Origin of the sequence: Stenotrophomonas sp. GD03794 (genome assembly GCF_029842145.1) — a bacterium.
Lineage (GTDB): Bacteria > Pseudomonadota > Gammaproteobacteria > Xanthomonadales > Xanthomonadaceae > Stenotrophomonas > Stenotrophomonas riyadhensis.
The window spans coordinates 34,449-59,166 of the sequence record NZ_JAOCFV010000002.1 but is presented as its reverse complement, the minus strand read 5'-3'; the positions used below and the strand labels follow the sequence as shown (position 1 = coordinate 59,166).

24 protein-coding genes are annotated in these 24,718 nt (G+C 68.1%); 6 read left to right on the top strand and 18 right to left on the bottom strand.

What is annotated here, in order from left to right; translation table 11 throughout:
• Positions 1 to 48 precede the first annotated feature (48 nt).
• The 7 genes from uvrD to N5D91_RS01705 all read right to left on the bottom strand — a co-directional run bounded on the left by uvrD (position 49) and on the right by N5D91_RS01705 (position 7,552).
• The gene (gene uvrD, locus N5D91_RS01735) at positions 49 to 2,241 is read right to left on the bottom strand and encodes a DNA helicase II (RefSeq protein WP_049398649.1); all 2,193 of its coding nucleotides are present in this window, start codon (positions 2,239 to 2,241) and stop codon (positions 49 to 51) included.
• A gap of 9 nt (positions 2,242 to 2,250) precedes the next feature.
• On the bottom strand, positions 2,251 to 3,672 hold the full coding sequence (locus N5D91_RS01730; protein WP_180854146.1) for an FAD/NAD(P)-binding protein: 1,422 nt from the start codon (positions 3,670 to 3,672) through the stop codon (positions 2,251 to 2,253).
• 45 nt (positions 3,673 to 3,717) lie between these two features.
• The gene (cls, locus tag N5D91_RS01725; protein ID WP_180854171.1) at positions 3,718 to 5,136 is read right to left on the bottom strand and encodes a cardiolipin synthase; all 1,419 of its coding nucleotides are present in this window, start codon (positions 5,134 to 5,136) and stop codon (positions 3,718 to 3,720) included.
• Positions 5,137 to 5,395: 259 nt separating this feature from the next.
• On the bottom strand, positions 5,396 to 5,563 hold the full coding sequence (gene rpmG / locus N5D91_RS01720) for a 50S ribosomal protein L33 (RefSeq protein ID WP_169411268.1): 168 nt from the start codon (positions 5,561 to 5,563) through the stop codon (positions 5,396 to 5,398).
• A gap of 10 nt (positions 5,564 to 5,573) precedes the next feature.
• Complete coding sequence (gene rpmB / locus N5D91_RS01715; protein ID WP_005411638.1) at positions 5,574 to 5,810, bottom strand: 50S ribosomal protein L28; 237 nt, start codon at positions 5,808 to 5,810, stop codon at positions 5,574 to 5,576.
• A 283-nt stretch (positions 5,811 to 6,093) separates the two neighbouring features.
• Positions 6,094 to 6,603 carry a DNA polymerase III subunit epsilon gene (dnaQ, locus tag N5D91_RS01710; RefSeq protein ID WP_180854145.1) on the bottom strand — a complete coding sequence of 170 codons (510 nt, stop codon included), beginning with the start codon at positions 6,601 to 6,603 and terminating at the stop codon, positions 6,094 to 6,096.
• A gap of 55 nt (positions 6,604 to 6,658) precedes the next feature.
• A complete protein-coding gene (locus tag N5D91_RS01705; RefSeq protein ID WP_180854144.1) occupies positions 6,659 to 7,552 on the bottom strand; it encodes a LysR family transcriptional regulator in 894 nt (297 codons plus the stop codon).
• 109 nt (positions 7,553 to 7,661) lie between these two features.
• Between N5D91_RS01705 and N5D91_RS01700 the strand changes: the two genes are divergently transcribed.
• On the top strand, positions 7,662 to 8,060 hold the full coding sequence (locus tag N5D91_RS01700) for a RidA family protein (RefSeq protein WP_180854143.1): 399 nt from the start codon (positions 7,662 to 7,664) through the stop codon (positions 8,058 to 8,060).
• Between the two features lie 103 nt (positions 8,061 to 8,163).
• On the opposite strand, the gene N5D91_RS01695 is transcribed toward N5D91_RS01700, so the two are convergent.
• Positions 8,164 to 8,850: a hypothetical protein gene (locus tag N5D91_RS01695; RefSeq protein WP_228756494.1), complete on the bottom strand. Its 687-nt coding sequence runs from the start codon at positions 8,848 to 8,850 to the stop codon at positions 8,164 to 8,166.
• Between the two features lie 177 nt (positions 8,851 to 9,027).
• Between N5D91_RS01695 and N5D91_RS01690 the strand changes: the two genes are divergently transcribed.
• Genes N5D91_RS01690 through N5D91_RS01675 form a run of 4 tightly spaced genes read left to right on the top strand, consistent with a single transcriptional unit; the run spans position 9,028 to position 15,098 of the window.
• Entirely contained in the window at positions 9,028 to 9,366 is a 339-nt protein-coding gene (locus N5D91_RS01690; RefSeq protein WP_164161675.1) for a hypothetical protein, read from the top strand.
• A gap of 56 nt (positions 9,367 to 9,422) precedes the next feature.
• Positions 9,423 to 10,676 carry a TolC family protein gene (locus tag N5D91_RS01685; protein ID WP_180854142.1) on the top strand — a complete coding sequence of 418 codons (1,254 nt, stop codon included), beginning with the start codon at positions 9,423 to 9,425 and terminating at the stop codon, positions 10,674 to 10,676.
• Complete coding sequence (locus N5D91_RS01680; protein ID WP_153856979.1) at positions 10,673 to 11,878, top strand: efflux RND transporter periplasmic adaptor subunit; 1,206 nt, start codon at positions 10,673 to 10,675, stop codon at positions 11,876 to 11,878. The genes N5D91_RS01685 and N5D91_RS01680 overlap by 4 nt, the downstream gene beginning before the upstream one ends.
• Positions 11,879 to 11,888: 10 nt before the next feature.
• Entirely contained in the window at positions 11,889 to 15,098 is a 3,210-nt protein-coding gene (locus N5D91_RS01675; protein WP_153856980.1) for a CusA/CzcA family heavy metal efflux RND transporter, read from the top strand.
• A 96-nt stretch (positions 15,099 to 15,194) separates the two neighbouring features.
• Here N5D91_RS01675 and N5D91_RS01670 read toward each other — a convergent pair whose 3' ends face one another.
• The 9 genes from N5D91_RS01670 to N5D91_RS01630 form a co-directional block, all read right to left on the bottom strand.
• A complete protein-coding gene (locus N5D91_RS01670; protein WP_110714175.1) occupies positions 15,195 to 16,967 on the bottom strand; it encodes a DUF885 family protein in 1,773 nt (590 codons plus the stop codon).
• Between the two features lie 257 nt (positions 16,968 to 17,224).
• Positions 17,225 to 17,572 (bottom strand): lipid-A-disaccharide synthase N-terminal domain-containing protein, encoded by a 348-nt coding sequence (locus N5D91_RS01665; RefSeq protein ID WP_043399630.1) that lies wholly within the window; start codon positions 17,570 to 17,572, stop codon positions 17,225 to 17,227.
• Positions 17,572 to 18,294, bottom strand: a complete 723-nt coding sequence (locus N5D91_RS01660) for a glycosyltransferase family 2 protein (protein ID WP_180854141.1) — start codon at positions 18,292 to 18,294, stop codon at positions 17,572 to 17,574. Before N5D91_RS01660 ends, N5D91_RS01665 begins: the two co-directional genes overlap by 1 nt.
• Positions 18,295 to 18,383: 89 nt before the next feature.
• A complete protein-coding gene (locus N5D91_RS01655) occupies positions 18,384 to 19,349 on the bottom strand; it encodes an NAD-dependent epimerase/dehydratase family protein (protein ID WP_180847336.1) in 966 nt (321 codons plus the stop codon).
• A 51-nt stretch (positions 19,350 to 19,400) separates the two neighbouring features.
• Positions 19,401 to 20,132 carry a suppressor of fused domain protein gene (locus N5D91_RS01650; protein ID WP_180854140.1) on the bottom strand — a complete coding sequence of 244 codons (732 nt, stop codon included), beginning with the start codon at positions 20,130 to 20,132 and terminating at the stop codon, positions 19,401 to 19,403.
• Positions 20,133 to 20,258: 126 nt separating this feature from the next.
• The gene (locus N5D91_RS01645) at positions 20,259 to 21,182 is read right to left on the bottom strand and encodes a ParB/RepB/Spo0J family partition protein (RefSeq protein ID WP_008267278.1); all 924 of its coding nucleotides are present in this window, start codon (positions 21,180 to 21,182) and stop codon (positions 20,259 to 20,261) included.
• A complete protein-coding gene (locus N5D91_RS01640; RefSeq protein WP_088028059.1) occupies positions 21,182 to 21,979 on the bottom strand; it encodes a ParA family protein in 798 nt (265 codons plus the stop codon). The genes N5D91_RS01645 and N5D91_RS01640 overlap by 1 nt, the downstream gene beginning before the upstream one ends.
• 112 nt (positions 21,980 to 22,091) lie before the next feature.
• The gene (rsmG, locus tag N5D91_RS01635) at positions 22,092 to 22,730 is read right to left on the bottom strand and encodes a 16S rRNA (guanine(527)-N(7))-methyltransferase RsmG (RefSeq protein ID WP_110714179.1); all 639 of its coding nucleotides are present in this window, start codon (positions 22,728 to 22,730) and stop codon (positions 22,092 to 22,094) included.
• 39 nt (positions 22,731 to 22,769) lie between these two features.
• Positions 22,770 to 23,369, bottom strand: a complete 600-nt coding sequence (locus N5D91_RS01630) for a 4'-phosphopantetheinyl transferase superfamily protein (protein WP_164161693.1) — start codon at positions 23,367 to 23,369, stop codon at positions 22,770 to 22,772.
• Between the two features lie 84 nt (positions 23,370 to 23,453).
• On the opposite strand from N5D91_RS01630, the gene N5D91_RS01625 reads away from it, so the two are divergent.
• Complete coding sequence (locus N5D91_RS01625) at positions 23,454 to 23,705, top strand: GlsB/YeaQ/YmgE family stress response membrane protein (protein ID WP_005411656.1); 252 nt, start codon at positions 23,454 to 23,456, stop codon at positions 23,703 to 23,705.
• A 72-nt stretch (positions 23,706 to 23,777) separates the two neighbouring features.
• Here the strand turns inward: N5D91_RS01625 and xth are convergent, their stop codons facing one another.
• On the bottom strand, positions 23,778 to 24,545 hold the full coding sequence (gene xth, locus N5D91_RS01620) for an exodeoxyribonuclease III (protein ID WP_180854139.1): 768 nt from the start codon (positions 24,543 to 24,545) through the stop codon (positions 23,778 to 23,780).
• Positions 24,546 to 24,718 lie beyond the last annotated feature (173 nt).

Genomic DNA, 24,718 nt, shown 5'->3' with positions numbered 1-24,718 from the left:
TGGGGTCAGAGCCCTCCCTGTGGGAGGGATCCGACCCCTCGACGGTGATCAGATCACTGTCAGGTTGGCGTAGGCCATCACCAGCCACTTGCTGCCGGCGTCGGCGAACTCGACCTGCACGCGGGCGTGTGCGCCGTTGCCTTCGTAGTCGGTCACCATGCCTTCGCCGAACTTGGGATGGGTGACCAGTGCGCCGAGCTTGATCGGCGGTGCCTCGATCGAGGCATGGCCCATCACCCGGCTCGCGCCCATCGAGGCCGGCCGCGAGACCTGCACCTTCGGCCGGACTTCGTGCAGCAGCTCACGGGGGATCTCGCGCAGGAAGCGCGACGGCAGGCTGTAGTTGTCCTGGCCGTGGATGCGGCGCGATTCGGCGTAGCTCAGCACCAGTTTCTGGCGCGCGCGGGTGATGCCCACGTAGGCCAGGCGGCGCTCTTCTTCCAGCCGGCCGCTTTCCTCCAGCGAGCGTGCGCTGGGGAACAGGCCTTCTTCCAGACCGGCCAGGAACACCAGCGGGAACTCCAGGCCCTTGGCCGAGTGCAGGGTCATCAGCTGCACGCCGTCCTCGCCCGCCTGCGCCTGGCCCTCACCGGCCTCCAGCGCGGCATAGGCCAGGAACGCGACCAGCTCGTCCATGTCCTCGCCCACTTCCTCGATGTCGTCGGCGCGGCGCACGAAGCGCGAGGCCACCGAGACCAGTTCGTCGAGGTTGTCGGTGCGCGATTCCGAGTCCAGCGCGTTGCGGCTTTCCTTGCTCCAGTGCTCGCGCAGCTGCGAGCGGGCCAGCACGTGGTCCACGCGCTCGGCCAGGGTCATGTGCAGGGTCTGCGCCTGCAGCTCGTTGACCAGCACCAGGAAGCCGGCCAGCGCATTGCGCGCACGTGCGGCCAGCGCGCTGCCCTGGGTGACCAGCATGGTCGCTTCCCACAGCGAAATACCCTGCGCGCGCGCCTCGCGGCGCACTTCGTCCAGCGTGCGGTCGCCGATGCCACGCGTCGGCGTGTTGACCGCGCGCTCGAACGCCGCGTCATCGTTGCGGTTGGACAGCAGGCGCAGGTAGGCCAGCGCGTCCTTGATTTCGGCACGCTCGAAGAAGCGCATGCCGCCGTACACGCGGTACGGCACCTGTTCGCTCAGCAGCGCTTCTTCCAGTGCGCGCGACTGCGCGTTGCTGCGGTAGAGCACGGCCACTTCGGTATAGCTGCCACCGTCACGCACCCACTGGCGCGCGCGCTCGACGATGTAGCGTGCCTCGTCCATCTCGTTGTAGGCGGCGTACAGGTCGATCGGCTCGCCGTCGCCGCTGTCGGTCCACAGCTGCTTGCCGATGCGGTCCGGGTTGTGCGCGATCACCGCGTTGGCGGCACCGAGGATGTTGGCGGTGGAGCGGTAGTTCTGTTCCAGGCGGATGGTCTGCGCGCCCGGGAAGTCGCGCAGGAAGCCCTGCACGTTCTCAACCTTGGCACCGCGCCAGCCGTAGATGGCCTGGTCATCGTCGCCGACCACGAACACGTGGCCGGAATCGCCGGCCAGCACGCGCACGAAGGCGTACTGGATGGCGTTGGTGTCCTGGAACTCGTCCACCAGGATTTCGCGGAAACGGGCGCGGTAGTGCGCCAGCAGGGCCGGGTTGTCGCGCAGCAGTTCGTGCGCGCGCAGCAGCAGCTCGGCGAAGTCGACCAGGCCGGCGCGGTCGCAGCGTGCCTGGTACTCGATGTAGGCCTGGCGCATGGTTTCCAGCCAGGCGTCATGCGGCTCGGGCTGGATGTGCTGCGGGCGGCGGCCCTCGTCCTTCTGCGCGTTGATCCACCACGCGATCTGCTTGGCCGGGTACTTGCCGTCGTCCAGTTCCAGCGCCTGCACCACGCGCTTGACCAGCCGCAGCTGGTCGTCCGAATCCATCACCTGGAAGCCTTCCGGCAGCTTGGCGTCCTGCCAGTGCAGGCGCAGCAGGCGGTTGGCCAGTCCGTGGAAGGTACCGATCCACATGCCACGGCTGCCATTGGGCAGCTGGGCGTCGATGCGGTGGCGCATTTCGCCGGCCGCCTTGTTGGTGAAGGTCACCGCGAAGATGCCGTGGGTCGGCACGCCGTCGACTTCATGCAGCCAGGCGATGCGGTGGGTGAGTACGCGGGTCTTGCCGGAACCGGCACCGGCCAGCACCAGGTGGTGGCCGGGGGGAGCGGAGACGGCTTCGCGCTGGGCCGGGTTCAGGCCATCAAGCAGGTGGGAGACATCCATGCCCCCATTTTACGGCATCGCCGTCGCGGCTCCTGCGACCACCTGGGTTGCCAGTGCGTGCGCCTGCTGACGCAGTTCAGGCACCGCCAGGCTTTCCCACAGGCTGCCGATGCGCAGGCTGCCGAGCACGCCCAGCCGCGCCTGCGGCTGTCCACCAGCGGCACACAGGCGGTCGCCCGGCACCGTGCTGTCCAGGCCCAGCCCATGTGGGCCGGGGCGCGCCATGCCGTCGGCCTGCAGCTGCTGCAGCAACGGATTGCGCAGCGCGCTGGCGCGGGTCTCCACGCCGGTGGCGTTGATCACCCCGCTGATCGTCCACTGCTGTTCATTGCCCGAGGCATCGCGGCCGGACAGCTGCAGCGCATTGCCGTCGCGCCAGACGCGTTGCAGGCGGGACCGGTGGATACGCAGCTGGCCGCTGTCCTGCAGGGACTGCAGCTGCGCATCCACTTCTTCGGCGATGCGGTGGCGATGCACGTCCCAATAGCGCACCACATGGCGCAGGAAGCGACGCTGGTCCGCCTCATCGAGGCTGCACCACAGCGCCTGCCCGTGCGGACGGATGCGGTCCATCACGCCCTGCCACGGCAGGCCGTCGGCCTGTGCCTGGCGCGCGAAGCCACGCAATGCGCGCAGGCGCTGGCGCAGGTTCATCGGCAGCAGCGTGGCCGGGTCGAACGTGGGCAGGCCACCATGCGCGTGCGGCAACGGCAGCAGGCCATGGCGCGAGATCACATGCAGCGGGCCGGTGTGGCCGGCAGCGACCAGCGCCAGCACGGTGTCGGCCATGCTCAGGCCGGAACCGACAATGGCCACGGCCTGCTCACCGGCCAGGGTGCGTACGCCGTCGTAGTCCCAGGCCTCGATCACGTCATCCGCAGGCAGCGCATCAGCACCGGCCACCGGCAGCGGGCGCATGCTGTTGCCGGTAGCCAGCACCGCCTGTGCGGCGTGCAGCGTCTGGCCATCGCCCAGCTGCAGCCGGTAACCGTGGTCATCCGGCTGCAGGCCCAGTACCGGCTGCGCGATCACCTGCAGCTGCGCCGGGCTGGCTGCGGCAGCGTCCTGCAGGCGCTGCTGCAGGTAGGCCGCGAAGTAGTGGCGGCACACGTAACGCTCGCCCAGCACCTCGCGCGCCTCGCCCGGGTAGGCGTTGGCGGCCATCAGGTAGTCGAGGAAATCGCCGGGCTGGTCGGCAAACGCACTCATCTTCGCCGCCGGCACGTTCAGCAGATGCTCCGGCCACGGCGTGGCATAGGCGATGCCCTGGGCCAGCTGCGAGGCGGGTTCGAAAATGGCCAGCGCCAGCGGCGCCTTGGCCTGGCGCAGTACCTGGATCGCCACCAGCACCCCGGCCGCACCACCACCGATGATTGCCAGGTCCAGTTCGCCATTACGCGGTGAATCAGTCATGTGCCGATTGTAGGCCATCGGCGATGACAGGCCGGATTGCCGAAGCGGGCGGCCGGCATTGCCTTACATCAACGCATCGGCCAGCCGTGCGATGCCCTCGCGGCTGCGCCGCCACGTGGGGCGGCTGCGCCACTGCTGCAGATCCAGCTGCCGCGACTCACGCAGATAACCATCCTCGATCTCGCACAACTGCGTCACCAGCGCGCGGTCGTAGCAGATCAGGCCGATCTCGGCATTCAGCGCAAACGAGCGGATATCCATGTTGATCGAGCCGAGCACGGCGATGTCCTCGTCCACGCTCATGTGCTTGGCGTGCAGGAACTGCGGTTCGTACAGGGCGATGCGCACACCACAGCGCAGCAGCTCGTCGTAGTACGCCTCCTGCGCCCACGAGGTCAGCCGCTGGTTGTTGCTGGCCGACAGGATCAGCTGCACGTCCACGCCGGACAACGCCGCGATGCGCAGCGCGCTCAACGTGGCTTCGTCGGGCACGAAGTACGGCGTGACCATCACCAGCCGCCGCCGCGCCAGGTGGATCAGCGCGGCCACCGCATCGCGTGCGTTGCTGTACGGATAGGCCGGGCCGCTGGGCAGCAGCTGGGTGGCGATGTCATCGCTGCACTCGGGCACATCGGCGATCACGTCCAGACGCTGGCCGGTCTCCATGTACCAGTCGCTGGCGAACACCGCTTCCAGATGCGCCACCGCCGGGCCACGCACGCGCGCCACCAGTTCGCGGTTCGGGTGGCCGGGCACGAACCCGGGGCCGGCCAGGTTCTGCGAACCGACATACGCCACTTCGTTGTCGATCACCGCGATCTTGCGGTGGTTGCGCAGGTCCATGCGCCCGCTGCGCCGCCAGCGCAGGCCACCGGGCAGCATCGCGCGCACTTCGATGTCGCGCGCTTCCAGGCGCTTGCGATAGGCGCGCAGGCCGCGCTTGGCACCCACCGCGTCGAGCAGCACGCGGCACTGCACGCCACGCGCGGCGGCACGCTGCAGCGCCTCGACCACCGCCTCGCCCACCGCGTCATCGAACATCAGGTAGTACAGGAGGTGCACGCGGTCTTCGGCCTGGTCGATGTCGGCGATCAGCGTGTGCAGCGATTCGTCGTAGTCGGTCAGCAGGTCCACCGCGTTGCCGTGCACCGGCATGAAGTCGCCCTGGCGCTGCACCAGCGGCACGATCTCGGCGCTGGCGGTGTCCGGCTGCGGGGCCCAGCGCAGGCGATGCTGCAGCGCCTGTTCCTCGCGGATCACCTGCGAGGCCTCGGCCTGGCGGCGGATGCGCTCACGCGACAGCCACGGGTGGCCGAACAGCAGGTACAGCGGCAGGCCCAGCAGCGGCACGAAGCCGACCAGCAGCAGCCAGCTGCGCGCCGCCCCCGGCGTGGTGCGGGTGGGAATCCAGCACAGCGCGACCAGCCGGATCAGCCAGTCGATCAGCAGCAGGTAGGAACCCAGCAACCACTCGAACAGCATCGCGTCGCCCGTCGGGAGGTGATGGGTCATTCTGCCCAGCGGGGTGTGTAGAGTCGAGCCGCGCTCGACTGCTTTGAAGCCGTGTGCCAACCAAGGTTGGCACCTACCGGGTGAAGGGACAGCGTGTCGACCAAGGTCGACACCTACCGGGGGCGGGACAAGTTGCCAACCAAGGTTGGCACCCACCATCTGGATGCCAGGCATGAAAAAACCCGCCACAAGGGCGGGTTTCTTCGCGGGGATCAGCAATCCTTGCGGATTACTTGATCTTGCCTTCCTTGTACAGGACGTGCTTGCGCACGACCGGATCGTACTTCAGGAATTCCATCTTCCCCGGGGTGTTCTTCTTGTTCTTGTCGGTCGTGTAGAAGTGGCCGGTACCGGCCGAGGAAATCATACGGACCTTATCGCGCTTGCCTGCCATGATGCTTTACTCCTCAGACCTTTTCGCCGCGCGCACGCAGCTCAGCCAGAACGGAATCAATGCCGTTCTTGTCGATGGTGCGCAGTGCATGCGCGGAAACACGAAGCTTGACCCAGCGGTTCTCGCTGGCCACCCAGAAACGGCGCTCGTGCAGATTCGGCAGGAAACGACGACGGGTCTTGTTGTTGGCGTGCGAGACGTTGTTACCCGTCTGCACTCGCTTGCCGGAAACCTGGCATACGCGGGACATTGCGCACCTCGATAGTAGTAGTTGTCAGCCCGTAGCCCGGGAGACGGCGGCCTCGATGGTTGCCCACCACACGTCAAGAGAATCAAAGGGTTACGCTGGCGTTGGGCGGCCGGGGACGTGTTCCCGGGGGCGCCGCCCGGTAGAAAACCGGACACAGCCAGCCGCGCATTATGCACGGGTTCAAGCACTTGCGCAAGTTACCCACAGGCTGGGGCTGAACGCGACGGCCGCCTTCCTGTAGAGCCGAGCGTGGGCTCGGCTCTACACAAGCGGCCGGGCCGGCTCAACGCAGGTGCGGAATCACCTGGGCCAGCAGATGGGCATCCTTCAACGCGCCATGCAGGCCGCGGTTGCCGGGAATGCGCAGGCGCTGCAGCACATCATCCAGCTTGTTGCCCTGGCCGGGCCAGCGCCCGCGCGCCAGCTTCAGGCTGCAGGTGATGCGGCAATGCTGGGCCAGGCTGGCGGGGATGCCCGCCAGGCGCAGCTCGTTGTCCAGGAACCCCACGTCGAAGGTGGCGTTGTGCGCGACCATTTCGCTGCCGCGCAGGAAGTCCAGCAGTTCGGCGGCCTTGCTGGAAAACAGTGGCTTGCCCACCAGCATCGCATCGCTGATGCCATGCACGCGCTGCGCGCCCCAGTCGACCTTGCGCTGCGGCTGCAGGTAGGTGTGGAACTGGCGGCCGCTGAGCTGGCCATCGATCAGTTCGACAGCACCGATTTCGATCACCCGGTGCCCCAGGCGGTGGGAGATGCCGGTGGTTTCGGTATCCAGTGCGACGATGCGGCTCATCAGGGTGTGCGTTCTCCAGTACGTGCAGCCGGATTTTCGCACGCGACCGATGCACTCACCCCAACGCTTCCACCACCCAATCAATGAATACCCGCATCCGCTGGCTCATGTGCCGGTTCGGCGGGAACATCACATGCATCGGCATGGGCGGCAGCTGCCAGTCCTGCAGCACCGGCAGCAGCTCACCACGCGCCACGTGCGGTTCGGCCATGTAGCTGGGCAGCGCCACCACGCCCAGCCCCGCCAACGCAGCCGCCAGATAGGCGTTGCCGTCGTCGAAGCCGACCGTGTAGCGGCCCTGCACCTCGACGCGCTCATCGACGCGCTGCGCGCTGAACGCCCGGGCCCGGCCACTGCGCGGGCTGAGGAAACCGACCATGTGGTGGTCCGGCCCTTCCAGCGCGCGCGGATCGGCCGGCAACCCGAAACGCTGCGCATAGCCCGGGCTGGCATGGAAACCGATCGGCAGCGCGCCGAGCGGCCGCGCCACCAGTGCCGGGTCGGCGGGGGTGCCACCACGGATCACGCAATCGACGTTGTCGGCGATGACGTCGACCTCGCGGTCACTGACGCCGATATCCAGCTGGATCTCCGGGTAGCGCGCCTGGAAATCCGGCAGCGCCGGCACCAGCCGCAAGCGCGCGTACGGCCCGGGCACATCCACGCGCAGGCGTCCGCGCGGCTGGGTGGCCGCGTCGCCCAGCCCGCCCTCCACCTCTTCCAGCTCGGCCAGCAGGCGGGCGATGCGCGGGTAATAGGCGGCGCCATCGGCGGTGACGCTGACCCGGCGCGTGGTGCGGTTGAGCAACCGCAGCCGCAGGTGCGCCTCCAGCTGCTGCACCAGCTGGGTGGCCGTGGTGCGGCTGATCTGCAGGGTCTGCGCGGCGCGGGTGAAGCTGCCGGTTTCCACCACCCGGGCAAAGGCCCGCATCGCCTCGAAACGGTCCATGGCTGACCATGATTGTTTGGGATCAGCAATCAATCTAGGCCGATCATCGCGGTTTATCCAGACAGCGCTGGCGCGGAGGATGGGCGTTCTCTCCCACGGGATCTTCCCCATGTCACAGCGTGATGTCGTTTTCCCCGCCGGCCGCCAGGCCCTGTACGAGCGCAACCGCTACTCGCCGGCGATCCGGTCCGATGGCTTCCTGTTCGTCTCCGGCCAGGTCGGCAGCCGCGAGGACGGCTCGCCCGAGCCGGATTTCGAAACCCAGGTGCGCCGCGCCTTCGGGAATCTCAACGCGGTGCTGGCTGCCGCCGGCTGCACCTTCGACGACGTGATCGACGTGACCATGTTCCTGGTCGATCCGGAAACCAACTTCGAGAAGGCGTGGGCGATCGTGCCCGAGTACTGGGGCGAAGCGCCACACCCGACCCTGACCGGTATCGGCGTGACCTGGCTGTACGGGTTCCAGTTCGAGATCAAGGTGATCACGAAGCTGCCTGCAGACCGGTAGTGCCGGCCGCTGGCCGGCGACGGCAGGCGATTGCCTGCGCTCGTGAGGTTGCCGGCCAGCGGCCGGCACTACCCAGACGAAGGGCACTGCCCCCGCGCGGCCATCATTCCGCAGCAAATTCCAGTGTCCGACGCCAACGCAATGGCTTGGTCGCACGCGCCGGGTCAGGGCCGAACTGGCTCAACCAGCCAGCGGCCATTGCACGGGCACGCAAGCGTTCGCCAACGCCTTCGGCGACTTCCACTTCAACGCGGGTTACCTTGCCTTCGGCATCCACGTCCAGCACCCAGACCAGCTTGCCCACCCATTCGGCCGCCGGGACGGACGGGTCGTAGTTCGGGCGGCCAGCAACGTAGGGGCCGTCGTGCCCTAGATACAGCGGAGACTCCTCCAAGCGGTGATCGACACGAACGGCGGCTTTGCCGGTCCGGCCGTCGCCAAGAACGGCATCCACCGTCCACGTGCCGGCCGTCCCCGCAGTGCCAAGGTCCGCTGGGAAACAGGTCTTGCGGCCACGGAAACCGTCATGCCGGACCTGCGAGATGCGAACGCCATTGGCGTCGCGAATGGTGAGTTCCAATCCGCCCACATCGGCGTCTTCTCCACCGGCGGCAACGCAGATGCGGTGGTCGTGCAGTCCGTCGGCAACGAACTGGTAGGCCACTGATCGCGCGATGGCGTCCGCGGGTGTCGGCGACCACAGTAACTCGACGTAGACGTCATCCGAAGCCTGGACAGCGGGGCTGACCAACACCATCAGCAGCCCAACAGCAGCGACGCGTGCGTTCATCGTTCCCTCCCTGGTGACGAATCCCGATCGTCACCGAAGGCGTTGCAAGGTGCAATGGACCGCCCGTGCAAGGGCAATCCGCAGTGCAGGACGCCACCTGAACGGGAGATTCCGACGAATTCCCGAAGCGTCCATTGATATTGTATCCGGCGAAAACCGCTTGCTAGCCTCCCCTCCATGCGCCGGATCTCCCGCCACCTTCGCTCGTACCTGCTGATGCTGCTGATGGCGGCATTCGTGGTCGTGCCGGTGGCCGACGCGCTGGCCTGCACGGTGGAACCGCACGCCAGCACGGTGCATGTGGAGTCCGCTCCGGATGCCGATGGCGATGGCGATGCCGACGGCAAGCACGTCGGTGCCTGTGGCCACAACCACTGCCACCACTCCAACCTGAGCCTGCCGGCCAGTACCCTCGCCGCCTTCGGTGCGCCACTGCCGTCGCGCTGGATGAATGCCGGCGACGCGGCGACCTATGCGGTCGCCCAGGATGAATTGACGCGTCCCCCCCGGGCGTGAGTTGAGCGCGTCCCGCGATTGCGGGCTCCCGTTTCACTCACAACCGGAATCCCCCTATGTCGATCCTGACACCTCGGTCGCCGCGCGCGGCCGGGCTGGTCGTCGCCGTGTTGCTGGGCCTGGCCCCGGCGGCATCGGTGATGGCGCAAGCCGCCCCTTCCTACGACACCCTGCTTGAACGCCTGGACCAGCTGCCCGGTACCCGCGTCGGTACGGCGCTGGCCGAGGCCGCCGACGCGCGCGCCGACCAGGCCCGTGCGCTGCCCAATCCTTCCCTCTCCTACTCCGCCGAGAACGCCTGGGGCACCGGCTCCTATGGCGGCATGGGCAAGGCCGATACCGTGCTCACCCTGTCCCAGCCGCTGGAGGTCTGGGGCCAGCGTGGCGCGCGTGTCCGTGCCGCCCGTGCCGAGGCACAGGCCGCCAACCTGCGTGGTGCCCAGAGCCGCAGCGACGTGGCCAGCCAGCTGGCGGTGGTCTACGCACAGGCGGAAAGTGCACTGCGCCGCTACTCCCTGGCCGAGGAGGCGCTGACCCTCACCCGCGATGACGCCAGCGCGGTCAACGCGATGGTCAAGCAGGGCCGCGAGCCACAACTGCGCGCGGTGCAGGCGCAGAGCGAAGTGGCCAATGCCAGCGCTGCGCTGGATGAAGCGCAGGCGTTCCGCGACGCCGCGCTGGCCCGCCTGGCCGGTGCCGCGCTGCTGGATGCGCCGGTGCAGTCGATCGACAACAGCCTGCTCGACCGTGCCCCGCCGCTGCCGCGTGGCGCCACCGACGTGGCGCTGGCGGTGCGCATCGCCGAAGCCGAAGCCGATGCAGCCGGCAAGCTGGTCGACGTGGAGCGCAAGCGCGCCCTGCCCGACCTCAGCGTCACCGCCGCGCAGACCCGCTTCCGCGAAGGCGGCGAGCGTGCCTACAACCTCGGGGTCAGCCTCAGCATCCCGCTGTTCGACCGCAACCGCGGTGGCATCCGCGCCGCCAATGCCGACCAACGCGCGGCCGAGGCACGCCTGGACCAGCAGCGCCGCGACAGCGAGGCCGAACGCCTGTCCGCCGTGGCCGGGCTGAAGGCGGCCGGCAGCCGCACCCGCGCCGCCGATGAAAGCGTGGTCGCCGCCGAAGAGGCGTATCGCCTCGCACGCGTCGGCTTCGACGCCGGACGCATCTCGCAGCTGGAACTGCGCAGCACGCGCAGCGCCCTCATCGCCGCCCGCGGCACCGCCGTGGATGCGCGCCTGTCGCGCGTCGGCGCCGAAATCGATCTTGCCCGCCTTGAGGGGCGCGCACCTTTTGTGGAGGCCAAATGACTCTCTCCCGTACTTTCCCGCTGATCGGCGGCGTGCTGCTGACCATGCTGCTGGCCGGCTGCGCTGGCAACGCGCAGACGCCTGCCAATGAAGACCCCGCTGCGGCCAAGGCCGGCACCGACGATGGCCACGGCCATGCCGCCGACAGCAAGGAGGCCAAGGCGGAAACCGCCAAGGCCCCCGCCGACGCCGATGAAGGCGTGGTGCAGCTGACCCAGGAACAGATCAAGGCCTCCGGTATCGAAGTGGTCGCGATCGGTCGCGGTGGCGGTGGCTCGACCCGGCTGTCCGGCAGGGTCGAGCCCACCGTGGGCGCCCGCGCGTCGGTGGCATCCACGGTGACCGGCCGCGTCGAACGCGTGCTGGTCGCGCCAGGCACGGCGGTGAAGCAGAACCAGGCGCTGGCGATCGTGGTCAGCGGTGAGGCTGCGGTGTTCCGCGCCAATGCGCTGGCTGCATCGGCCGAAGCCGAGGCCGCGCGCCTGGCCTATGGCCGCGACAAGGCGCTGGTCGACCAGGGTGTGGTCGCCCGCCAGGAACTGGAGGCCTCGCGCGCCCGCTCGCTGGCGGCACAGGCCCAGGCCGCTGCCGCGCAGGCCCAGGCCGCCGCCAACGGTGCGCCCGATGCCAGTGGCCGCGTGCGCATCACCAGCCCGGTGGCCGGCATCGTCGGCAACGTGCAGGTCACCCCGGGCGGCGTGGTCGCTGCCGGCAGCGCGGTGGCCGATGTCGCCGATCCGGCGATGAACGAACTGGTGTTCACCGCGCCGCCCGCGCTGGCCGCACAGGTCACGCCCGGCATGAAGCTGGAAGTGAGCGTGCCGGGTGGCAGCTTCACCGCCACCGTCACCGGTTCGGCCGCTGATGTGCGCCAGCAGGGCGGCGTCGCGGTGATCCGCGCCACGCCGGTGGACGCTTCGCTGCCGCCGGCCGGTTCGCCGGTATCGGCGGTGGTGGTCACCGAAGGCCAGGACGGTTCGCTCAGCGTGCCCGCCGATGCGGTGCAGAACGTCGATGGCGGCAGCGCGGTGTTCGTTGCCGTCGACGGCGGCTTCAAGGCTCAGCCGGTGCTGGCCGGGCGCCGTGCCGGCGACCGCATCGAGATCCTCGGTGGGCTGACCGGCAACGAGCGCATCGTCGGTGCCAACGCCTTCCTGCTCAAGGCCGAACTGGCCAAGGGCGAAGCCGAGCACGGCCACTGAGGAGGCGACCATGTTCAAGCTGATCATTGAAACAGCGGTGCGCCACCGCTGGCTGGTGGTGTTCATGGCGGCGCTGATCGCTGCCGTGGGCCTGTTCCAGCTGGGCAAGCTGCCGATCGACGCGGTGCCGGACATCACCAACCGCCAGGTGCAGATCAACACGGTGGCACCGGCACTGACCCCGGAGCAGATCGAGCGGCAGGTGACCTATCCGCTGGAAACCGCGCTGGCCGGCATTCCCGGCCTGACCACCACGCGTTCGCTGTCGCGCAATGGCTTCTCGCAGGTCACCGCGATCTTCACCGATGCGACCGACATCTACTTCGCCCGCCAGCAGGTGGCCGAACGCATGCGCGAGGCATCCGAAGACCTGCCCGATGGCGCGTCGCCGATGCTGTCGCCGGTCACCACCGGCCTCGGCGAAGTGCTGATGTGGACCGTGGACTTCACCGCGTTCGATCCGGCCAGGCTGGCCAAGCCCGGTGAAGCCGGCTGGCAGGCCGGCGAGGTCTACCGCACGCCGGAAGGCAACCTGCTGCGCACGCCGGAAGAACGTGCCACCTACCTGCGCACCGTGCAGGACTGGATCATTGCGCCGCAGATGCGTTCCAGCCCGGGGCTGGCCGGCGTCGATACGGTCGGCGGCTACGTCAAGGAATACGGCGTGCATCCGGACAGCGCCCGACTGGCCGCGCACGGCCTCGGCCTGGCCGATCTGGTCACTGCCCTGCAGCGTTCCAACGTGCAGGCCGGTGCCGGTTTCGTGCAGCGTGCCGGCGAAGGCCTGGTGGTGCGTGCCGATGGCCTGGCGCTGACCACCGACGACCTGGCACAGGCCCCGGTGGCCACCCGCAATGGCGTAGTGGTGCGCGTGGCCGATGTGGCCGAGGTCGAGCTGAGCCGCGCGCCACGCCTGGGTGCGGCCAGCCGCAACGGCCATGAAGCCGTGCTGGGCACCGCGCTGATGATCGCCGGCGGCAACAGCCGCACCGTGGCCCAGGCCGCCGCCGCGCGCCTGGAACAGGTGAACAAGTCGCTGCCGGCCGACATCGTGGCGGCACCGGTGCTGGACCGCAGCGTACTGGTCAATTCCACCATCAAGACCGTGGCCAAGAACCTCACCGAGGGCGCGCTGCTGGTGGTGGTGGTGCTGTTCCTGCTGCTGGGCAACCTGCGTGCGGCGACGATCACCGCGCTGGTGATTCCGCTGTCGTTCCTGTTCGCAGTCATCGGCATGAACCGCTTCGGCATCAGCGGCAACCTGATGAGCCTGGGTGCGCTGGACTTCGGCATCCTGGTGGACGGTGCGGTGATCGTGGTCGAGTCGACGCTGCTGATGCTGGGCCAGCGCCGTGCCGAACTGGGCCGTGCGTTGACCGCGATGGAACGCCTGCGCGTGGCCGCCGATTCGGCGATGAAGATGGCCCGCCCTGCGGCCTTCGGCCAGCTGATCATCCTGCTGGTGTTCGCGCCGATCCTTACCCTGGAAGGCGTGGAGGGCAAGACGTTCCACCCGATGGCGGCCACCTTCATGCTGGCCCTGGTCGGTGCCTTCATCTTCTCCTTCACCTTCGTGCCGGCGATGGCCGCACTGCTGGTGCGCGAGCCCAAGGTGAAGGACGGCGATACACATGCTGACGATGGCGAGCACGAGACGAAGCTGATCCGCGTGCTGCGTGCGCGCATCGAGCCGGTGGTGCGCAAGGCCGTGGCGCATCCGCGCACGGTGCTGGCCGGTGCGGTGATGATGGTGGTGGTGGGCATCGGTTCGTTCTCGCTGCTGGGCCGCGAGTTCATGCCGACGCTGGACGAAGGCAACGTGGCGATGCAGGCCCTGCGCGTGCCGTCGACCTCGCTGGAGCAGTCGCTGGCGATGCAGCTGGCACTGGAAAAGGCAATTGCCAAGCAGCCGGAAGTAGAAACCGTGTTCTCGCGCACCGGTACCGCCGAGGCGGCGATCGACCCGATGCCGACCAACATCTCCGACAGCGTGATCGTGCTCAAGCCACGCAAGGACTGGCCGGATCCGAAGCTGGGCAAGGACGCGCTGGTGGCACGCTTCGAAACGCTGGCCGGGCAGCAGCTGGGCAACAGCTTCGAGTTCAGCCAGCCGATCGAACTGCGCTTCAACGAACTGATCTCCGGCGTGCGTACCGACCTTGCGGTGATGATCTTCGGCGATGACTTCAGCCAGCTGCAGAAGGTGGCCGATCAGGTAGCGCTGAAGCTGCGTGCGGTGAACGGCGCGGCCGACGTGCGGGTGGAACAGATCTCCGGCCTGCCCACGCTCAACGTGGCCATCGACCACGTGGCGGCGGCGCAGTATGGGCTGACCGCGGCGGACGTGAGCGATGCACTGTCCACCGGCATTGGTGGCACGGCGGCCGGCAAGATCTTCGAGGGCGACCGCCGCTTCAACGTGGTGGTGCGCCTGGACGATGCCTCGCGCAACGATCCGGACCAGTTGGCGTCGTTGCCGATTGCTACGCCATCGGGGCTGGTGATTCCGCTGTCGTCGGTCGCGCGCATCACGGTCAGCGAAGGGCCGAACCAGATCAGCCGCAACAACGGCAGCCGCCGCGTGGTGGTGCAGGCCAACGTGCGCGGCCGCGACCTGGGCGGTTTCGTCGGCGAAGCGCAGGCCGCAGTGGCCGACGTGGCACTGCCGCCGGGTGCCTACCTGACCTGGGGTGGCCAGTTCGAGAACCTGCAGCGCGCGGAAAAGCGGCTGGCGACGGTGGTACCGGTGGTATTCCTGCTGATCGGCAGCCTGCTGTTCATGGCCCTGCGCAGCGGCAAGGAAGCCATTCTGGTGTTCAGCTGCGTGCCGTTGGCGCTGGTCGGCGGCATCCTCGCGCTGCTGCTGCGTGGCATGCCGTTCTCGGTGTCGGCGGCGGTCGGCTTCATCGCCGTCTCCGGCGTGGCCACCTTGAACGGTCTGGTACTGATGCAGGCGATCCGCGAGCGCCTGGATGCCGGTGACCTGCCGCTGCAGGCGGCGATCAACGGTGCGTCGAGCCGCATCCGCGCGGTGCTGACCACGGCGCTTGTGGCGATCGTCGGCTTCATTCCGATGGCGATCGCCAGTGGTTCCGGTGCGGAGGTGCAGAAGCCGCTGGCGACGGTGGTGATCGGTGGCCTGATCACCGCCACCGTGCTGACCCTGCTGGTGCTGCCGACCTTCGCGGCACGGGTGGCCAAGCCGCGGGCGGTGGGGTGATGTGATGCCGGGGTCGGAGCCCTTTCCGTGGGAAAGGGATCCGACCCCATGACCGGGCCGGATTGCCGGCCAGCGGCCGGCACTACCCTTGCACGGTCAGGCCTTCTTGCGTTCGGCGATGTAGGCCTGGATCTGCTGTTCCAGCACCGGCAGCGGCACCGAGCCCTGCTTGAGCAGGGTGTCGTGGAAGCCCTTGATGTCGAACTTGTCGCCCAGCTCCTTCTCGGCCTGCGCGCGCAGGCGCACGATGGCGATTTCGCCCAGCTTGTAGCTCAGCGCCTGGCCCGGCCAGGAAATGTAGCGGTCCACTTCGGTGGTCACTTCATGCTCGCTCAGCGCGGTGTGGTCACGCAGGTAGGCCAGCGCCTGCTCGCGGCTCCAGCCCTTGCTGTGCACGCCGGTATCGATCACCAGGCGTGCAGCGCGCCACATTTCGTAGGTCAGGCGGCCGAAATCCTCGTACGGGGTTTCGTAGATGCCCATCTCCACGCCCAGCTTCTCGCAGTACAGCGCCCAGCCTTCGCCGTAGGCGGAGATGTAGGCGTTGCGGCGGAACTCGGGCAGGTTCTTCTGCTCGGCGGCAATGGCACCCTGCAGCGCGTGGCCCGGATCGGATTCATGCAGGGTCAGCGCCGGCAGGTTGTACAGCGGGCGCGACGGCAGGTTGTAGGTGTTGAGCCAGTAGGTGCCCATGCCACCACGGCCGGCGGTCCAGAACGGCGCGATGTCCGGCGGCACCGGCACAATGGTGAAGCGCGCGCGCGGCAGCGTCATGTACTTGCCGAGCTGGCCATCGGCCCGCTTGGAGATCCACGCCGCGCGCGACAGCAGTTCCTCCGGCGTCTTGGCATAGAACTGCGGATCGGTGCGCAGGAAGGTCAGGAACTCGGCGAAGCTGCCCTTGAACTTCACCTGCTTGATGATGTCGTTCATTTCCTTCTGGATACGCGCGACTTCACCCAGGCCGATGCGGTGGATCTCGTCCGGCGACAGGTCCAGCGTGGTGTATTCGTGGATCTGCTGCTTGTAGTACGCCTTGCCGCCCGGCATCGCTTCGGCGGCCAGGGTGGTGCGCGCCTGCGGCACGTACTCGCTGACGAAGAAGGTGCGCAGCTGCTGGAACGCAGGCACCACCTTGCCACTGATTGCTTCGCGCGCCTGCGCCTGCAGCCTGGCCTGCTCGGCGGCCGGGATGCTGTTGGGCAGCTTCTTGAACGGTGCGTACAGCGGCGACTCGGTGGGATCCATCAGCTCGGCGACGGTGGCGATGGACACCTCGCGGCCATCGAGCACGGCACGCGGCACGCTGAAGCCACGCTTCAGGCCGGCGCGCATGTTCTCGGTCTGCTGGCCGAAGTAGCGCGGCACATCGTTCAGGCGGGCGATGTAGTTCTGGTAGTCCTGCGCGGTCTTCATCTCGCGCCGGGCCATGAAGGACAGGTTGGACCAGAACGAGGAGTCGGCGTTGAACGGCATCTCGTAGCCGCGCAGGCGCACGTCTTCGGCCAGGTTGAACACCTGGTCGCGGTAAATCGCGTAGTTGACCTGGTTGTCGGGCGACAGGGTCTTCGGGTCGATCTTCTTCAGCGCGGCCAGGGTCTCGTCCCACACCTTCAGGCGTGCCTGCTGCGCCGCCGGGCCGACGTCGGGCATGCGGGTGGCATTGGCCGGGGCATCCTCGTCCTCGCTGGCCTCGCCGCCGCCCTCCTGGCGCCACTTCCATTCCTTCTCGTACACCGCACGGAAGGCGGCGTCGGCAGGCGATTCGGTGGCCACGCTGGCCGGTGCGGCGGTGGCGGGCGGCGCGGCCAGGGCCACGGCGGGGGCGGACAGGGCGATCAGCAGGGCAACGGCAAGACGGGTTTTCACGAGCACAGGTTCCCGGGAAGGCAGACCCCGATCATGGCACCGCCCACGGCCCATGGCATGGGACGAAGGTCCTGCCTGCAACGCAGACCGGAGCCCCGGTAGCGGCCAACCTTGGTTGGCCCCCCAAACCCAGCGCCGACCAAGGTCGGCATCTACCGTAGCGTGGCAGACCGGGGCTCCGGTAGCGGCCAACCTTGGTTGGCCCCCAAACCCAGCGCCGACCAAGGTCGGCACCTACCGGATGGGGCCCCGACGGCCTAGTGGCTGGCCTTGTCCCGCTTCCAGCCCCGGTGCTTGATGTCCAGCTGCAGGCTGTACAGCGCGGTGAACGCCGGGAACAGGTTCTGCAGCACGCCCACCGAGTCCTGCTTGGCCGAGAACAGGAAGTAGCTCAGCGTCATCAGGCTGCCGACCACGCTCATGTACCAGAACAGGCGCGGGATCACCGGCTTGCCGGCGCGCTTGGAGGCGATGAACTGGACCAGCCAGCGGCCACCAAACATCAGCGCGCCGGTATAGCCGATCAGCTTCCAGCCGGTCACATGCAGGCCGGTCCAGTACAGCCAGGTCAGCGGCTGGTCGAGCCAGTGCAGCTCCAGGCCCATCACCGCTCTTCCACCGCGGTGCGCTTGCTGCGGGTGATCAGCCAGGCCACGCCGCGCAGGTCACGGATGCCGACCAGCGCGCGGCCGAGGTTGTTGTACTTGGAGACGCCGGAGGTACGGTGGCGGTGGTTGACCGGCACGCTGGTGGTCTTCCAGCCGGCACGCTGCATCAGCGCCGGCAGGTAGCGATGCATGTGGTCGAAGTACGGCAGGTCGAGGAACGCACTGCGCTCGAACAGCTTGATGCCGCAGCCGGTGTCGGGCGTATCGTCGCGCAGCATGCGTGCACGGATGGCGTTGGCCCAGCGGCTGGCCCAGCGCTTGCTGCCGCTGTCCTGGCGGTTGACGCGCCAACCGGCGAACAGCTTCACCTGTGCTTCGGCGGCATCGCGCGCAACCAGCAGCTTGGGAATATCCGCCGGATCGTTCTGGCCATCGCCATCCAGGGTGGCGATCCACGGTGCACGCGCGTGCTTGACCCCGGTGCGCACCGCCGTGCTCTGCCCGCTCTGGTTCACGTGGTGCAAGACCCGCAGTTCCGGCGTGGTCGCCTTCAGGCCCTGCAGCACCGCCAGGGTGTCATCGCGCGAGTGATCATCGATGTAGACGATCTCGAACGGCAGCCGGCCGCGCAGCGCAGCGGTGATTTCGGCGACCAGCGGGGCGACATTGTCGCGCTCGTTGAACACGGGGACGACAACGGAAAGCTCGGGTTGGCTCATAAGGCACTCGGCCAAGGGGGGACAAAGACCGCGCATTCTCCGAAACCGAGGTTATCCGAAGATGAACCCGGCCGCGTGAGGATTGCGGCTCAGGCGCGGTCGCCAAAATACTCGCGGCACCACTGCACGACAGGCGGCAGCCCTTCTTCGATCGGGGTCACCGCGTCGAAGCCGAAGGCGTCATGGGCGCGCCGGGTATCGGCCATCGTGCGCACCATGTCGCCGGGCTGCATGGGCTTGTAGACCTTCTGCGCGGGGCGGCCGGCGGCCTGCTCGATCACGCTGATGAAGCGCTCCAGCTCGACCGGCGTATGGTTGCCGAGGTTGAACACCCGGTGCGGCACCGGACCGTCGGCCGGATGCGCGAGGGCGCCGAGGATACCCGACACGATGTCGGAAACATGTGTGAAGTCGCGCTGCATGCGGCCTTCGTTGAACACGTCGATCGGCCGCCCGGCCAGCACCGCGCGCGAGAACAGCAGCGGTGCCATGTCCGGCCGGCCCCACGGGCCATACACGGTGAAGAAGCGCAGGCCGGTGGCGTGCAGGCCGTACAGCTGCGCGTAGGTGTAGGCCATCAGCTCGTTGGCCGCCTTGGTAGCCGCGTACAGCGAGCGCGGCTGGTCCACGCGCTGGTCCTCGGAGAACGGCGGTGTGGCCGAATCACCGTAGACCGAGCTGCTCGACGCATACACCAGGTGCTGCACGCCACGGTGGCGGCACAGCTCGAGGATGTTGACGAAGCCGACCAGGTTGCTGTCGACATAGGCATGCGGGTTTTCCAGCGAGTAGCGCACGCCGGCCTGTGCGGCCAGGTGGATCACCGCAGTCGGCTGCACTTCGTCGAACAGCGCGGCCAGGCCTTCGCGATCGGTCAGGTCCAGCGTGCGCAGGTCCAGCGCCGGGCACAGCGCGGCCACGCGGTCGCGCTTGATCTGCGGGTCGTAGTAGTCGTTGAAGTTGTCCAGGCCAACCACCGGCTGGCCCGCCTCCAGTAGCGCGCGGGCGGTGTAGGCACCGATGAAGCCGGCAGCGCCGGTGAGCAGGATGGTCATTGCAGTTGCCTGGAAATCAATGAGTACAGGTGCAGAGGATACGCTGCGGGCTCAGAACAGCCCGAAACGCTTCCTGGCCACGTTGGTGCGGCCGGGTTCGATCACGTCCTGGATGTTCTTCGCATCGAAGCGATCGAGCAGCGCCTCGGCGCCCTTTTTCAGCTTCAGGTCCATCTCCTCCGGGTACAGCGGCATCAGGGTCATGAAGGCGATGGTCCTGCCATCTTCCAGCACCAGCTCGGCGAATTCTTCCGGGGTGGTTACCGGCGGCAGCACGATGGCGCCGTCGAAGCCCACGCCGGGCGCATAGGGCTCGCTGGGATGGCCGTTGGGAATGGTGTGGCCGAAGCCCAGCCAGGTGTCGTACTCGTGCGGCAGCCGCGCCATGCCCTTCAGCAGGCGCACCGGCCAGTAGTTGCGCTCGTCCTCGAAGGCGTCCTGCGAGATCGGCCAGTCGGCCGGCAGGGTCACCATCAGCTCCATGTAGCGCGGCACGTCCGCCTCCACTTCGGCGGGCACGGTCATCGGCAGGTCGCTCATGCCGGAGGTCACCAGCCGCAGATACGGGAACTGGTCGGTGGCCGGCACCACGTGCACGTCGATGTGCACCAGGTCGGAGATGATCTCGTGGAAGACACCGGACACCGGGCCCAGATGGCGCTCGATGTGCGCGCCGATCGCCTCGATGTGTTCTTCGCCCTGCGCCGGCGTGAAATCCTTCTGGCGGCTGTGCACCAGGATCGGGCTGCCGCCCGGGCTGACGTCGTCGAATGCGTTGCTCATGTCCTGCTCCCTGGATGAGGCCACGGACCGGAGAGCAGTGCATCCCCCGGCACGCGCGGCGGTGCGTTCCCTGTCATCGGCAGGACGCGGCGGGAACGGGCCGCGCCCCCTGTCACCGCGCCGGGCTCAGCCCTGGCGCGTGCGCAGCTTTTCCAGCACGCCGTCCAGGGTGTCCAGGTCGGTGTAGTGGATGATCAGCTTGCCCTTGCCGCCGCGACCATGGTTGATCGCCACCTTGGCCCCCAGGGCTTCGGACAGCTCGGTTTCCAGCGAGGCGATGTCGGCCTGCTGCACCTTCGGCGTGGCCACCGGGCGGTTGCTCGGCACCTTGCCGGCAGCGAAAGCCTGCGCACGGCGCTCGACCTCGCGCACCGACCAGCCTTCATCGGCCGCTTCCTGCGCCAGCTTGCCGGCCAGCTCGGGGGCCAGGGTCAGCAGCGCGCGGGCGTGGCCCATTTCCAGGCGGCGGGTTTCCAGCAGTAGGCGGATCGCCACCGGCAGCTCCAGCAGGCGCAGCAGGTTGGACACCGCCGCGCGCGAGCGGCCGACGGCCTCGGCGGCCTCGGCATGGGTCAGGGTGAACTCGCTGATCAGGCGCTGCAGCGCCTCGGCTTCTTCCAGCGGGTTGAGGTCTTCGCGCTGGATGTTCTCGATCAGCGCCATCGCGATGACGGTGCGGTCTTCCAGCTCGCGCACCACCACCGGCACTTCGTCCAGGCCGGCCAGCTGCGATGCGCGCCAGCGGCGTTCGCCGGCAACGATTTCGTAGTTGCCCGCCGGCAGCTGGCGCACCAGGATCGGCTGGATCACGCCCTGCGACTTGATCGAGTCGGCCAGCTCGGAGAGCTTGCCCTCGTCCATCTCGCGACGCGGCTGGTACTTGCCCGGCTGCAGCTGGCCCACGGCCAGCTTGCGCAGCACTTCACCCGGCAGCGGCTCGATCACCGCGGTGGTGGCCTGCACCTGGCTGACCGCACCCTTGGGACCCAGCAGGGCATCCAGGCCACGGCCGAGGCCTCGCTTCTTGGCTGCCGGCTTGCTGCTGGTCATCAGACGGTCTCCACGGCCTTGGCGGCCTTGTTGCGTTCGTTGTTGCGGCGGATGATCTCGCCGGCCAGGCCCAGGTAGGCCACGCCACCGCGCGAGGCGCGGTCGTAGCCGACGATGCTCTGACCATGGCTGGGCGCCTCGGCCAGGCGCACGTTGCGCGGCACGATGGTGCGGAACACGCGGTCGCCGAAGTGCTCGGTGAGCTCGGCCGAGACCGCGTTGGCCAGGTTGTTGCGCACATCGAACATGGTGCGCAGCACGCCTTCGATCTCCAGCGCCGGGTTCAGGCTGGTGCGCAGCGCCTCGATGGTCTCCACCAGCGCGCTCAGGCCTTCCAGCGCGTAGTACTCGCACTGCATCGGCACGATCACCGAGTCGGCGGCGGCCAGCGCGTTGAGCGTCAGCAGCGACAGCGCCGGCGGGCAGTCGATCAGGATGTAGTCGTACTCGTCGCGGATCGGCGCCAGCGCGCGCTTGAGGCGCTGCTCGCGCTCGCTCTGGCCCATCAGCTGGATCTCGGCGGCGGTCAGGTCGATGTTGCCGGGCAGCAGGTCATAGCCTTCGGCGGTCTGCACGCGTACATCGACGGCGCTGGACTCGCCCAGCAGCAGATCGTAGGTGGAGGAGACCAGCTCACGCTTGTCCACGCCACTGCCCATGGTCGCGTTGCCCTGCGAATCCAGGTCGACCAACAGCACGCGCTTGGGTGCGTTGGCCAAGGAAGCGGCCAGGTTGACGGCGGTCGTGGTCTTGCCGACGCCACCCTTCTGGTTGGCGATGGCGATGATGCGGGCCATGCGGGTGTGCCTCGTCGACGTGTGCTGGGACCGGTCATTATGCGTACAACCGGCCCCTTGCGGAAATCGTGAATCGCCAACCCGTTGTTCCACAAGGGGCTGGCGGCGGGAATCAGGGACCTGTAACGGTAACCAGATGGCGTTCGCCGGCCAGGCCAGGCACGCTCAGCGGGGTCACCTCACGCACCTGCCAGCCATCCGGCAGGTCCGCGATCTCTTCATGCGGGTAGACGCCCTTCATGGCCAGCAGTACGCCGCCGGGGCGCAGCAGGTGGCCACCGACGCGGACGATCCCCGCCAGGGTGTCCATCGCGCGCGCGGTCAGCTGGTCGTAGCGGCCGGCCTCGTCCAGCGCCTCGGCGCGCGATTCGGCCACGCGGGCGTTGTCCAGGCCGAGCTGGCGCACGGCCTCGCGCATGAAGCGCGCCTTCTTGCCGTTGCTTTCCACCAGGGTGACCTGCAGGCCCGGGCAGGCGATCGCCAGCGGGATGCCGGGCAAGCCGGGACCGGTACCGAGATCGGCCAGGCTGCCATCAGCCACGAACGGCTGCATCGCCAGCGAGTCGAGCAGGTGGCGGGTGACCATCTCCTGCGGATCGCGGATGGCGGTGAGGTTGTAGGTGCCGTTCCAGCGGTGCAGCAGGGCCAGGTAGCGCAGCAGCGGCGGCGCCAGCGCGGCGTCCAGGCCCATGCTGGCCAGGCCCTGTTCCAGCGTGGCAGCCACGCTGGCGGGAAGTGGGTGTTCGCTCATGCCGACATTATCGCCGGTTTTGCGCGCTGATTCCCCGCTTCAGTGTGGATACCAGGCCAATGCCGCACGGAACTGGCCGGTGGCCTGCCATTCGTGCAGGTGCCAGCGCGCGGCTTCGCCCAGTTCCGGGTCGCACCAGCGCAGGTGCAGGGCGCCATCGGCCCCCGGCGCCAGCTGCAGGCGGTGCAGGCCGAACGAGATGCCCTGCCCGTGCGCCTTCAGCATCGCTTCCTTGGCACACCACACGCGGAAGAACCAGTGCTCGCGCCCGGCCTCGTCCAGGCTTTCCAGCCAGGCCACTTCCTGGGGGTGGAAGAAACGCTGCACGATCTCCAGCAGGCGGGCCCGCGGCCGCAGCAGCTCCAGATCCACGCCCAGCCGCACGCCTTCGCCCAGCGCCACCAGCAGCACCTCGCCGCTGTGGCTCCAGCCGGTGCCGTAGTGGGCCAGCGCACCGCTCAGCTCCGGCCGGCCCTTGTCATCACGTACCAGTGGCAGCGTGTCCGGGTCGGCGCCCAGCGCCTGCGCCAGCACCTGCCGCGCCTGCGGTTCGCCGCGCTGGCCCGGCACGTGTGGGCGCCGCCAGACCGTCACCGGGCCGAAGCGCCACGGGCCGTCGAGGGTGGCTGGCAGGCTCATCCGCACGCGCCCATCACGCAATTCCACGACGGGTTCACGGCCGTGCGCGTCAACTGGTCACAGTTCCCCACCGGAGGTTCGATCATGGGCATCATCATCTGGCTGATCGTCGGCGGCATCGTAGGCTGGCTGGCCAGCATCATCATGAAGCGCGATGCCCAGCAGGGCATCATCCTCAACATCGTGGTCGGCATCGTCGGCGCGCTGATTTCCGGCTGGCTGTTCGGCGGCGGCATCAACGAAGCGATCACCATCCGCACCTTCCTGTTCTCGCTGATCGGTGCGGTGATCCTGCTGGCGATCGTCAACCTGTTCACCCGCAAGAGCATACGGTGATCTGAGGGTAGTGCCGGCCGCTGGCCGGCAGATGTTTCAGAACGGGCCCGGCAATCGCCGGGCCCCGTTCGTTCAACCCAACTGCACCCATGCCGGCGCGTGGTCACTCGGCCGTTCCCAGGTACGCGGCTCGCGGTCGATGCCCGAGGCCACCGCGCTGCCCTTCAGCGCGTCGGAGACCAGGGTCAGGTCGATGCGCAGGCCCAGGTTGCGGCGGAAGCCCGCGGCACGGTAATCCCACCAGCTGAAGGTGCCCGCCTCGTCATTGTGCAGGCGGAAGCCATCGTGCAGGCCCAGCTGCAGCAGCTTGTTGAGCGCGCCGCGCTCGGCAGTGGAGGTCAGGATGTGGTTGTCGTTCCACACCTCCGGGTCGTGCACATCGCGCGCGTCCGGGGCGATGTTGAAGTCACCCATCACGATCAGCTTCGGGTGGCGCTGCAGCTCCTGCGCGATCCAGGCATGCACCGCTTCCAGCCAGCGCAGCTTGTAGTCGTACTTGTCGGTGCCGATGTCCTGGCCGTTGACCACGTACAGGTTGATCACCCGCAGGTCGCCGAAGGTACCGGCGATGACACGCTTCTGCTCGTCCTCGAAGCCGGGAATGCCGATCTGCACGTCCTGCGCCGGCTCACGCGACAGCAGCGCCACGCCATTGTAGGTCTTCTGGCCGGCGAACACGCTGCGGTAGCCCGCGGCGATCAGCGCCGAATCGGGGAACTTGTGGTCCTCCAGCTTGGTTTCCTGGATGCCGACGATGTCCGGGCCGAACTCCTTGAGCCACTGCTCCAGGTGCGGCAGGCGGACATTGAGCGAATTGACGTTCCACGAGGCGATCTTCATGGGGGCATTCTACCCGGCCCAGGTTTGGTAGACGCCAACCTTGGTTGGCACATGGGGTTCACGCGTGCCAACCAAGGTTGGCACCCACCGGAAGGGGCCGCGCTGGTTGGCACCTACCGGTAGTGCCGGCCGCTGGCCGGCAACCCCATGAACCGTCGGCAAGACCCTGCAGT

Coding starts and splice junctions, on each gene's coding strand:
- N5D91_RS01680 (WP_153856979.1), top strand. CDS start 10,673: ATGACTCTCTCCCGTACTTTCCCGCTGATCGGCGGCGTGCTGCTGACC.
- N5D91_RS01705 (WP_180854144.1), bottom strand. CDS start 7,552: ATGGACCGTTTCGAGGCGATGCGGGCCTTTGCCCGGGTGGTGGAAACC.
- N5D91_RS01700 (WP_180854143.1), top strand. CDS start 7,662: ATGTCACAGCGTGATGTCGTTTTCCCCGCCGGCCGCCAGGCCCTGTAC.
- cls (WP_180854171.1), bottom strand. CDS start 5,136: ATGCTGTTCGAGTGGTTGCTGGGTTCCTACCTGCTGCTGATCGACTGG.
- N5D91_RS01685 (WP_180854142.1), top strand. CDS start 9,423: ATGTCGATCCTGACACCTCGGTCGCCGCGCGCGGCCGGGCTGGTCGTC.
- N5D91_RS01630 (WP_164161693.1), bottom strand. CDS start 23,369: ATGAGCCTGCCAGCCACCCTCGACGGCCCGTGGCGCTTCGGCCCGGTG.
- N5D91_RS01660 (WP_180854141.1), bottom strand. CDS start 18,294: ATGAGCCAACCCGAGCTTTCCGTTGTCGTCCCCGTGTTCAACGAGCGC.
- rsmG (WP_110714179.1), bottom strand. CDS start 22,730: ATGAGCGAACACCCACTTCCCGCCAGCGTGGCTGCCACGCTGGAACAG.
- N5D91_RS01675 (WP_153856980.1), top strand. CDS start 11,889: ATGTTCAAGCTGATCATTGAAACAGCGGTGCGCCACCGCTGGCTGGTG.
- N5D91_RS01655 (WP_180847336.1), bottom strand. CDS start 19,349: ATGACCATCCTGCTCACCGGCGCTGCCGGCTTCATCGGTGCCTACACC.
- N5D91_RS01650 (WP_180854140.1), bottom strand. CDS start 20,132: ATGAGCAACGCATTCGACGACGTCAGCCCGGGCGGCAGCCCGATCCTG.
- N5D91_RS01625 (WP_005411656.1), top strand. CDS start 23,454: ATGGGCATCATCATCTGGCTGATCGTCGGCGGCATCGTAGGCTGGCTG.
- uvrD (WP_049398649.1), bottom strand. CDS start 2,241: ATGGATGTCTCCCACCTGCTTGATGGCCTGAACCCGGCCCAGCGCGAA.
- N5D91_RS01690 (WP_164161675.1), top strand. CDS start 9,028: ATGCGCCGGATCTCCCGCCACCTTCGCTCGTACCTGCTGATGCTGCTG.
- N5D91_RS01695 (WP_228756494.1), bottom strand. CDS start 8,850: ATGAACGCACGCGTCGCTGCTGTTGGGCTGCTGATGGTGTTGGTCAGC.
- xth (WP_180854139.1), bottom strand. CDS start 24,545: ATGAAGATCGCCTCGTGGAACGTCAATTCGCTCAATGTCCGCCTGCCG.
- N5D91_RS01665 (WP_043399630.1), bottom strand. CDS start 17,572: ATGGGCCTGGAGCTGCACTGGCTCGACCAGCCGCTGACCTGGCTGTAC.
- N5D91_RS01645 (WP_008267278.1), bottom strand. CDS start 21,182: ATGACCAGCAGCAAGCCGGCAGCCAAGAAGCGAGGCCTCGGCCGTGGC.
- N5D91_RS01640 (WP_088028059.1), bottom strand. CDS start 21,979: ATGGCCCGCATCATCGCCATCGCCAACCAGAAGGGTGGCGTCGGCAAG.
- N5D91_RS01730 (WP_180854146.1), bottom strand. CDS start 3,672: ATGGCCTACAATCGGCACATGACTGATTCACCGCGTAATGGCGAACTG.
- rpmB (WP_005411638.1), bottom strand. CDS start 5,810: ATGTCCCGCGTATGCCAGGTTTCCGGCAAGCGAGTGCAGACGGGTAAC.
- dnaQ (WP_180854145.1), bottom strand. CDS start 6,603: ATGAGCCGCATCGTCGCACTGGATACCGAAACCACCGGCATCTCCCAC.